This is a genomic window from Vibrio sp. MM46 (genome assembly GCF_027587135.1).
GTDB lineage: Bacteria > Pseudomonadota > Gammaproteobacteria > Enterobacterales > Vibrionaceae > Vibrio > Vibrio harveyi.
The window spans coordinates 133,863-144,406 of record NZ_JAPPTO010000008.1 but is presented as its reverse complement, the minus strand read 5'-3'; the positions used below and the strand labels follow the sequence as shown (position 1 = coordinate 144,406).

Sequence of the window (10,544 nt, the reverse complement as noted above, 5' to 3'; positions counted from 1 at the left end):
TTTTCCGCTTTGGCTGTTAGGTCAGCTTCTTCTCGATCAGTCTCCACCAATCCTGCAAACTCGGTTTCGCTGCTAATTCCATAAAACTCACATCAAGGCCCGCCTGTTGCCAATCTCCGACCAGCGACATCATGCGTACCGAATCCAAACCAAAATCAAGCAAACTATCCTCTGGCGTCATCTCATCGGCCGGTACCTCTAACAGCGCCGCTAACTGTTGAGTAAGTTGCGGTTGCGACTGAGGAATCACAAAATCACCAGCTGCGAGTTCGTTCGCACTTGCCACTTGTTCGAGCAATTGCTGCTTGTCCAAGACATAACCGCATCGACCCGCCACATAGTTGAGCGCCATGTCATGATCGCTCGCTGAGAAGTCAGCAACGGCATCGGAAACCATGAAAGCTTTAATGTCTGTCATGAACGCTTCTGCCGCTGTTTGTAAACAACCGATGTGAGCATAAATACCCACGATAATTAGCTGATCACGCCCCGTTTCATCCATCATGGATTTAAGTGGCGTACGTTGAAACGCACTGTAACGCCATTTGGTGTAAACGGTGTCCTGCTCCGTTGGCGCAAGTGCTGGGGAGATTCGAGTAATGTTGTCATCCGCTTTTAAACCGGGGCCCCAAAAATCGGTCAATAAAGCGCGATCTTCTTGACGTTGGTCACCGGGCTGCGCGGTATAAACCACTGGAATGCCGGCATCAATACATGCTTGTTTGATCTCTTGAATGTTGCGAGTCAACGTTTGAATCAGCTCGCTGTCTGCATCGTAGAAATTGAGAAAGTACTGCTGCATATCGTGGATTAACAACACGGCACGATGTGGTTCTACTGACCAGTTAACGCGATTTTCTGGCTTCACTTTCGTTAGTGAGTAACCAGAGATAGATGGAATGGCCATTGGGCTTATCTCCAAAGTAATCAAAATGCCAAGCACACCAAATCAACCTTGGTGTTTCGGCCTTGGTTAAACGAGTTCGAGTAATTTATTTTTATTCACTTTACCTACTGGCGTTTTGGGTAATACATCAACAAAAACGACCATATCTGGGATCTTAAAATCAGCCAGCCCACGCCCTCGTAAGAAACGCTTTATCTCGATCGGTTTCGGGGCTTGCTGCGGGCAAACTAAGGCAGCACAACTGCGCTCTCCAAGGTAATCATCTGGGATGGCAATAACAGCAGCATCATGGACACAATCGTGCGCCAGCAAATGGTTCTCGACCTCTTCTGCTGCGATTTTTTCACCCCCTCGGTTAATCTGATCTTTGTCGCGACCAACAACTTTCAAATTGCCCTCTTCAGTCAGCAGTACCACATCGCCAGTACGGTAGTAGCCTTGCTCGGTGAATGAACGCTGATTGTGCTCTGGAGCCCGGTAGTAACCTTGAATGGTATAAGGTCCACGCACGAACAAAATACCTTCCGTACCTTGCGGGACAGGGTTACCTATTTCATTGAGTATCAACAGCTCATCAGCAGGTGACATTGGGCGGCCTTGCGTCGTGACAATCACGGACTCAGGATCATCTAGACGGGTGTAGTTAACTAGCCCTTCAGCCATGCCAAATACTTGCTGTAAGGTACAACCAAGTTCAGGTTTGATACGCTTTGCCGCTTCCTCACTAAAACGAGCCCCCCCAACTTGCAGCACTTCTAATGAAGTAAGGTCATGTCGAGTTCTTGCGGCTTCATCGAGCCACAATAGTGCCAACGGTGGCACTAAAGCGGCTACGGTAATTCGGTACTTTTCAATCAAAGAAAAGGCAGTTTGAGGGCTTGCGTCTGGAGCAAGTACAACGGTGCCACCCGCCATAAAACAGCCCAACGCACCGGGAGAACTCAATGGGAAATTGTGGGCGGCCGGTAAAACACAAAGGTAACGCGTATTTGGCGAGAATTGGCAAACCTCATTGCTCGCTCGCACACTGTATAGATAGTCGTAATGTGTGCGAGGAATAAGCTTCGGTGTGCCAGTCGTACCACCCGATAATTGGAAAAAGGCAAAATCTTCACCGCGATGAACTTGAGGTTCAACATTGTCTAGCAAGAGCGCTCTAAGGGCTACGCAACCAATCGGCATGGCACTCATGTCACCCGCCCAAACGATGTTCTTTAAGCCTGGTAATTCAGACGCTACTTGCAGCGCAATATCAGCCGTATCGACGCCGAGTTGAGGAGCAGTGATTAACGCTTTTGCCTGTGTAAAATGACAAAAGTATCGAATCTCCGAATAACGATGAGCGGGTAACGCAAGCACAGGTTGAACACCAATTTTAAGCAGTGCAAAAAAGCTAATGTAAAACTCGCCTATGTTAGGCAAATGCAAAACGACCTTGTCGCCAGATTTAAGATTCAGAGTCGATTGGAAACCAGCAGCTAACTTATCAACATGCTCAAGTAACGATTGATACGTCCACTGTCGCTCCCCGTCAACTAGAGCAACATGGTTAGGAGAAATAGAGACGCTTGCCTCAAGCATCTCTGGAATGGTTTGCTCTGTCCAAAAACCCGCTTGGCGGTATTGCTTTGCTAAACCTTCTGACCAAGGTGTAAAACCAGAGGCATTCATGCTTAAGCAAGTCATTGAACTAACTCCATATTCTCACGGATTTCAATACCCAGCGCGTTCAATACAGTACGCATTTTATTTCCTGTTTCTTCAAGCTCACTTTGTGGCTCAGATCCGGAGACGATCCCAGCTCCGGCATAAACTCGAATACGCTTCTTCTCAACTTCAGCGCAGCGGATAACAACAACCCATTCGCCATTACCACGAGCATCTACCCAACCAACAAGACCCGTGAAATAGCCCCTATCAAAGGGCTCCACTTGACTGATGAAATCGTAAGCTTGAGCCGTAGGATAGCCACACACGGCAGGTGTTGGGTGAAGCGCACTCGCCAATTTCAGAACGCTGGTATTGGCATCGGAAACCGTCCCTTCAATACGAGTCGAAAGGTGCAACATGGCTTTGGTTTCAATAACCGACGGCACCATAGGCACATAAAGGTTATGACACCAAGGTTGAAGCGCTTTTTCTACCGCATCGACCACTACCGCATGCTCATGAAGATCTTTGCTACTCTCCATCATGAGCTCGCCTTGCTGCTGATTCATTGATGCATTTTCACAACGTCGACGAGAACCTGCCAGAGGGTTTGAGCACACATGAGGACCTTTACGGGATACCAGTAATTCAGGGCTGGACCCCATCAAATAAGCGTCAGAATGACTACCGCCGATACGAGTAGAAAAGGTATAACCACCAGGATTTTGCTTGAGTAAGGTTTTGAGGAAGCGAGCTCGATCGATTTCATCTTGTGTATCCACTTGCATCGTGCGTGACAACACCACTTTATCAAGAGCGATGTTTTCTTGGCTGCAACGATGAGTGGCAAGCTCAACACTATGCATGTATTCAGTAGGCGTTGGGATAGGTTGAATAGAAGAAGGATGACAGTCGTTGCAACCATCGATATCTAATACTTTATCCGGTCTGATCGGTGACGTAGTGATCAAACGCTCAGGGACGATAAAGTGCACGGGATTATGTTCAGAAAACGGTATTACACCAACGGCAATAGGGTTGTCATTCCCCTCTTCCTTCGCCGATTCTAGTAATTTGCTAATGTGAGTATCTAACTCTGAGAATTTAACTTGTTGGGAAAATTCTGCAGCAATGCCTTGCGTAAGCAACGTCACCGTCGGTGAGCTAAAGAAGAACGAAGCGTCATCCGTATGGGCGTTGAGAAACTCTGTGAGCATAGTACTGCTTCCCATGGAGTTACGAAGCATAATCATCTCTCAAACTGTATTAAACATAGCGTCCTAAATGAGATTCCTTCTCATTTGAAGAATGAGACTACACACCTAGTTACAATTATTCAATCATTTTTGATAATAATTATCATTCGCATAACTTATAGTTTTATAAATTAATATTCTTAAACAAATAGAACCTCAAACAAACAATTCACCATATTTATATCTAAGTAACTTCAAATCTAAGCAACTTCAAGGTGGAGGATTCAGAGCGACTTGCCTTGGTTCGTATGCATCGTTAACAATTTTTGATTTGGATCCATAGCCAAAAAGAAAGGGCTGACGCCCTCAGCCGTCAGCCCTTTCTCAATCTTTATTTCAATTAACAGCGCATCAGTTGTTATCAACAAAGCCGTACTTCTTATCACTTAATGAGCGAATCTCATTGAAGCGGTCTTGCGTCTTCCCACCGATAATATCGACGCGTCTTTGCATCTCATTTACCCACTCCCGATCTTCCATCACATCACGAGGGAATACCGTTGTTCGTTGGTTATCACCCAGATAAAGAAAAGCATCAAACAAACCACCGACTTGGGCGTCCATGTCGTCCATCGCAGCAAGCTTATAACGGGCTTTTGGTAATAAATCGATAAACCTCAGATCAGCAATCGGACTTTTTGCGACCTCAAGAAGCGCCGGAGCTTTTACGTCATGAAATGTCTTCACCACTTCTGGTTCCGTCATTGGCCAAATCAAGTAGGTACTATTGGGAAACGCTTGCTCTAATCGTGTCGCCAATGGCCAAGCACTGGCTTGTGTTTTTGCAACGTAATCCCGCGGCGCATTCACCAAATGGAAAGCCCCAAAAATCAACAGTGCTTTCTGATTGTTTTGTATACGCTCAGCAGCAACTTGATAAAAATGATCCGTCTTGTTTTTAGCAGCTTGCTGCCATACCTTTTCATCACTCACAGTGCTCCAATCAAACGGTGCTTCGGCTAAATGCACATGGATTTTTTTCCCTTTAGGTAGCGTTTGATTTCGCACCTTTATCGCTTTGAAGAAATCGGCATAAGCATCTGGCATCCAAGCCATAAAGTAGATCGAACCTCGCAAAATTGAGCGAAGCTGTTCATCACTCACGTCCCCACCAGCTAAGTAGTTATCCAGTACAGGTTGGTACTTTGCATTGCCAAACTCCACCACAATATGCGTGACTTGATCTGAAAATGCAGGAGTCGAAACCAGCTCTGTTGCATAGCGCAAGAAAGCATCATTCCAATGATAATCGCCAATACCCACAAAGTTGTGTTGCTTAAACGCATTAAGAATCGCAGCGTCTGCTGATTTAGCTTGCTCGACCACTTGTTCGACTTTTTGCTCGGACAGATCTACCTCTGCGTAGTGTGGTAAATACTCACATCCAGCCAACCCGACAAGCCCTAACGTGAGCAACCAAGGTTTGATTTTCCAACCTAGTTTGTTCGTCAATTTCATTACCTCCTTGTTAACATTATGACAACGATAACAAAAATCATTATCATCTATCTAGTTTGGATGTGATATTTGCAGCACGAAGGGAGAGGGTTATGAGTGAAAACAACACAGAATTCAAAAGTAAACTGTGCCTAGTGACTGGTGCAGGGCAAGGTATTGGACTTGCCTGTGCCAAAAGCTTATTGGAACAAGGGGCTACTGTGATTGCCTGCGATATGACGCAAGCTCTGCTAGAGGAATTCAAACAATCTTTGCCAAAAAAACAGCAAGCTCGAACGTTGCTACTTCCCTTTGACTTAGCCAACACCACAGCCGTTCAGTATGCGTGTCATTATCTTGCTCAAGACAAGCTCATTCCTGACTACGTGATTACATGCGCCGGTGCGCTACATCTTGGTTCTGTTCTGGAACTCCCTCCTGAAGCGCTCATTAAAACATTAGACGTGAACCTAAAGGGAACCATGCTACTGACACAACAACTGGCGAAATTGCTGGTTCAAAATAACAAAAAAGGCGCGATTGTTGCGGTAGGTTCGAACGCAGCAGACACCCCAAGAGTCAACATGTCGGCGTATTGTTCGTCTAAAGCGGGACTTCATATGTGGATGCAATGTTTGGGGTTAGAACTCGCGGCATACGGCATTCGCTGTAACATTGTTAGCCCAGGCTCAACCAGAACACCGATGCAAGAACAAATGTGGAATGAGTCCTATGGAGAACGAGAAACGATTCAGGGTAACTTAGCGTCACACCGGATTGGTATTCCTTTGAACAAGATTGCAGAAACCAAAGACATAACCAATGCGATTGAATTTTTACTGAGTGAGAAAGCGGGTCACATTACCATGCACGATTTAAGAGTGGACGGCGGAGCAACTTTCTAGTTGCCCCAGATTTAAGAGAATGAGCTAGCCTAAGAACTTAGGATGCAGTCCCTTTTCTAGCTTACGTCTCACTTTATATGACACATCGCCTAGTGTGATTTTCCCAGCGTTATTGCGGTCGATCCCTGCATTCTGGCGATAAGCAATTGATCCTTGTTTAAATAATACATGAGCAGCGGGTTTACCAATAGCCGCAGGATACAGGATCGCCATATACACATCCTCAAGAGAAGACAGGCGGTTTCGGTAAGGCATAAAATACGCTTTCACATAATCGAGTTGCTCTAACGCACTCATTTGAGCAAGCTTCTTTGTGCTCGTACCAAGTGCTTCCGCGGTTGATGGCATAAATTGAATCAAACCCGTCGCCCCACTCCCCGAGCCGTTTTTAATGCTGGGGCTGAATGTCTCTGCTGTTTCAAAAGCCATGCAAGCCATCAGATGATTTGGATCGATGTTGAGATCTCGGGAAATATCATTCACTTTACTTTTAAACTCAGGAGATACGCGACTCCCCCAAGCAAGAGCATCTACAGAAGGCGTCGAAAAGGGCACAGAAACATGACCTTTCTTGTAGAAAAATGAAGATGAAGAGAGGATTTTTAGAATTTTCTGATTCTTTTGAGTGTACGTATCAGAAAGGGGAAAAACCTTATCTTTCTTGTGTTTAAGCTGCTTAATTTTTGTCAACTTATACAATAACTTAGAAACCGTTTTCACGATAAAACCACATTTGGAAAACATGCTCCAAACTGTAATCCATTTCTCACTTATTTAACATCGTTATCAGTAATAACGAGCAAAAGTGTGAGATGGATCTTTTGATTTTATAGAAAACATTACATTAATAAGTGGGGTTGTTGGAAAAGTATTCGCTGCACCTCCAGAATAACGTTCAGTTTGAGATTACTACTCAGCAATACAAAGACGGCTTTTCGTTATGTTCATATTAAATATACGACACAGTTGTCATTTTATTTTTACTTTAACAGAACACCATACTGCCAATTTTTTTTGAACGAAAGTCACACACAAGGTTCAACTCAATTCATAAATAAACTCTTTATTTACAGCACGCTACATTGTATATTAACTATGCATCTCAAACCATAAGATAGTAATAGTCATTAATTTCATGAAGTTAGAAAAATTTGCCGTAAGTACGGCCCTTGGGTTATTACTTATTGGATGTAGTCAAAGTACTAACATACAACAAAGCCCTATAGGGCAATCCTCACCTTTAAAATCCAACCCTGAAGAAGCTAGAGATAATAAAACCGAATCAATACAGACTCTAAGTTCAAAAACAGCAACTAAACAGGTTCCAAAAAATGTCGAGAAAGTCACCCACGCCAGAGGGAAAGACAACTCACAGAAGGTGGTAAAGGGAAAAACAAACAAACCGATAGAGAAGGCTCTCCCAGAAAACGTTCAGCCATCCAATGCAGATAAAAAGAGTTCTCAAAAGTTGGCTGAAGATAAGCAACCGACCCCTGCTCAGGATACTAATGACAATCTAACCGAGAAGAACCGTAAACCGCTTTCTTCAAAGTCAAAGTCAAAGGCGAATACCGCAGTGCAAGAATTTATTTTTCCTGAATTTTATGCGCCCACAAAATACAAACACCCACTACGTAATACTAAGAACCTCACGTTCATGATTGGTGAAGATTCAGAGGGTTCATACTTATATGGTGAAGGACCAATAATTTCAGGGGCTTATGAAAAATTCTTGAAATATGTAGAACACTATAAGTCGCTTGGAATACATCTCGATCGCTTAATGCTTCATAGCCCTGGCGGAGTACTAAACGAAGGGATAAAAATTGGCGAATATCTCTTAGACAATAATTGGAAGACTGATGCAGACAAATACATGCGATGTTATTCAACATGCGGTTTTATTTATGCGGCTGGTGTAAGCAAGAGAATTCAAGATGGAGCAGAGGTTGGGTTTCACCGCCCTTACATTCCCCAAGTTGAGGATACTCCCGAGTTTATTGAGCGAGTTTACAACGAATATCAAGGTTACTGGCGAGCAGTCGGAGGCTCTCCAGAGTTATACAACAAGTTTATGCGAGAGTATGGTCGTGAGGACATGTACATACTCAACACACACAATATTCGCAGATATATGCATGTAGAGAAATATTAATGGCAATCAAGACTCTAAAACTGCCTGAGCATTTATGGCTTAAAGTCATGCTTTTTGTAATGGGTGCAATGATTATCCTATTTAACGTGAAAGGTTATGAAGTACTTTTTCACGCAGAGCCATTAGTTCCGTTTATTCCAATTTCACCGTTTGGGATACTACTAGGTTGTGCAGAGATTGCTGTACTTGCTTGGACATCTGCAGTGATAAAGGAGTGGAGTGTATCTAGCCGAGTACTCAAAGCATCTATGTTTCTTCTTGTCCCATCATTCTGGTTTCTTTGCTACTCAGGTGTAAACAGTTATTTAGACTCTCTAGCAACAGCTGAAATACGTAAAGTAGAAGAAGCAAAAAAACTTACTTCAAATAGCGAAGATTATTTGAGAACTCTAAGTAGTAACGTTGAAAAATATGAACGCCAGCTTACAGAACTACGAACCGAGCAATCTGTTATCAACGAGCAGATTTCTATAAAAAACTCTCAGATTCAAGACCTTAATGCAAAAGCTAGTGCTAGAAGACTAAAAGCGCTTGATTGTTCATTAGTTCCTGACTGTGCATCTTCCGTTGCAGCATTCGAAGATCAATCAGATCGAATCGCAAATGATGTAAAAAGTCTTGATATCACTCGCGCTCAAAACCAGCAACGCCTATCAAAGCTACAAGACGATCTTGATTCATCTCAAACTGAAATTGACAAAATCAAACTAGCCAACACTCAAAACATGAATGAGTTTGCAGGTACAGAATCTGGCTTTATATTGAAAAAAGCAGCTTATGAAAAGGCTGTAGTTTCTATTTTATCAATTGCAAATATCGAAGTAGAGCGACCTTTCGACTTATTCATGATGTTAGTATCTGGGCTCATCTACCCCGTTTACTTTCTTTTAAACCTATTTATTTCTCTCAACTCTGAAGCAAACAGAGCAGCAAGAGAAAAACGAATTGAGAGTAAGAAAATAAAACATACGCTACTTCAAAGTATCGCTCGCTATCTAAGAGCTCGAATGCTAAGGAAGAAAAAATCCAGCTTAGATAACCTTGCAGATAGCTTCAAGCTAAGAAGAAAGCGTAAATCAAGAAGAGAGGTTACCTATAAAAGGATGATGAAATACTTCCGTGTATGGGCACACCGACGTAAAAAAACCAAAGAAGTCGCAGTCGAAAAAATTGTCGAAATCCCAACAGAAGTCGAAGTAGAGAAAATCGTAGAAGTAGAGGTACCAACAGAAGTAGAGGTTGAAAAAATAATTGAGGTCGAAAAAATCGTCGAAAAAGAGGTAGAGGTCGAGAAAATTGTTGAAGTCGAAAAAATCGTCGAAAAAGAAGTAGCTGTAGAAGTTGAACGTATTGTTGAGGTACCAACAGAAGTTCCCGTCTACGTAGACAAGATCAAAAAAGTACCGGAACCAATGTTCATTAACGATCCGCAAATCATTATTCATGAAAGAATCATTCCTGTTCCTGCAGATATCACTGGACAAGAATTAGAGGAATTATTAAATGCGCAGCCTCGACTTAACTCAGCTACACGAGATTCGAAGACAACAAGCGATCAAGAAAGCGAACAAACCACAGACTTCGACTTCAGAGATCTCGATAAAGCCATCTGACGAGGGAAATTACTCTCATAGTAACTCAAAAACACGAAAGGATGATGAGCATAAATTAGAGTCTAAAGTTAAAGATTCCGAGCTGATGAATGGGAAAAACATCGAAGAAGAGACTGCTTTAGAACAAAAAAAACTAAAACTACTCAAAGAAAAAACTAAAACTACCTATGCTGCGCTAAATGAAGCAAACGTAGCCAGAAAAATAGAAGAAGCGAAACGGAGAACCGCTCTAGCAAAAGCAGAAGCTATATCAGTCGAGTCAAAAGCCCATAAAGACAGTAACGATGGTGCATGGAACAGCAAAGTAGACAAAGCATTGCGATGGTTGAGAGTAGCGTTTCTCACTCTACTGTTGCTAACACTTTTATTCGCTGCTGCTTTAGGGTTGTATTATTTGTTCCGAATGGTGACGGAAGAACCAATAATAAAAACAGTAACAGAGACCGTAACAGAGACCGTAGAAAAAGAAGTTATCCCAGAAGAGTGTACCCAAGTTAGACGTAACGGGAAAATCTACGTCAGCTGTGATGGTGTAACCGTTCAAGGAGCATCAACCCTTGCTGAAAGTGGCGTTGAAGAAATCCCTGAACTGATTGAATAACGTTGCAACATAAGGCTCAT

The 10,544-nt window shown here is 43.1% G+C and carries 9 protein-coding genes; 4 read left to right on the top strand and 5 right to left on the bottom strand.

The features are described 5' to 3' along the window. Window positions 1–16: 16 nt before the first annotated feature. From OH459_RS11245 to OH459_RS11230, 4 genes are all read right to left on the bottom strand, one after another. Window positions 17–907 (bottom strand): isochorismatase family protein, encoded by an 891-nt coding sequence (locus OH459_RS11245; protein WP_029788635.1) that lies wholly within the window; start codon window positions 905–907, stop codon window positions 17–19. A gap of 66 nt (window positions 908–973) precedes the next feature. Next, window positions 974–2,593, bottom strand: a complete 1,620-nt coding sequence (locus OH459_RS11240; RefSeq protein WP_269986789.1) for a (2,3-dihydroxybenzoyl)adenylate synthase — start codon at window positions 2,591–2,593, stop codon at window positions 974–976. Continuing rightward, window positions 2,590–3,810: an isochorismate synthase gene (locus OH459_RS11235; protein ID WP_269986787.1), complete on the bottom strand. Its 1,221-nt coding sequence runs from the start codon at window positions 3,808–3,810 to the stop codon at window positions 2,590–2,592. The genes OH459_RS11240 and OH459_RS11235 overlap by 4 nt, the downstream gene beginning before the upstream one ends. 354 nt (window positions 3,811–4,164) lie before the next feature. After that, window positions 4,165–5,271, bottom strand: a complete 1,107-nt coding sequence (locus OH459_RS11230) for a hypothetical protein (RefSeq protein WP_017818983.1) — start codon at window positions 5,269–5,271, stop codon at window positions 4,165–4,167. 92 nt (window positions 5,272–5,363) lie between these two features. Here OH459_RS11230 and OH459_RS11225 point away from each other — a divergent pair, with 92 nt between their 5' ends. Then, the gene (locus OH459_RS11225; protein ID WP_050932155.1) at window positions 5,364–6,155 is read left to right on the top strand and encodes a 2,3-dihydro-2,3-dihydroxybenzoate dehydrogenase; all 792 of its coding nucleotides are present in this window, start codon (window positions 5,364–5,366) and stop codon (window positions 6,153–6,155) included. Between the two features lie 24 nt (window positions 6,156–6,179). Here OH459_RS11225 and OH459_RS11220 read toward each other — a convergent pair whose 3' ends face one another. Beyond that, the gene (locus OH459_RS11220; RefSeq protein ID WP_009696054.1) at window positions 6,180–6,899 is read right to left on the bottom strand and encodes a transglycosylase SLT domain-containing protein; all 720 of its coding nucleotides are present in this window, start codon (window positions 6,897–6,899) and stop codon (window positions 6,180–6,182) included. Window positions 6,900–7,290: 391 nt separating this feature from the next. Between OH459_RS11220 and OH459_RS11215 the strand changes: the two genes are divergently transcribed. From OH459_RS11215 to OH459_RS11205, 3 genes are all read left to right on the top strand, one after another. Then, complete coding sequence (locus OH459_RS11215; protein WP_005446528.1) at window positions 7,291–8,310, top strand: hypothetical protein; 1,020 nt, start codon at window positions 7,291–7,293, stop codon at window positions 8,308–8,310. Then, window positions 8,310–9,923, top strand: a complete 1,614-nt coding sequence (locus OH459_RS11210) for a hypothetical protein (protein ID WP_005446526.1) — start codon at window positions 8,310–8,312, stop codon at window positions 9,921–9,923. Before OH459_RS11215 ends, OH459_RS11210 begins: the two co-directional genes overlap by 1 nt. Window positions 9,924–10,008: 85 nt before the next feature. Further along, the gene (locus OH459_RS11205; RefSeq protein WP_049536085.1) at window positions 10,009–10,524 is read left to right on the top strand and encodes a hypothetical protein; all 516 of its coding nucleotides are present in this window, start codon (window positions 10,009–10,011) and stop codon (window positions 10,522–10,524) included. The last annotated feature ends 20 nt before the right edge of the window (window positions 10,525–10,544 follow it).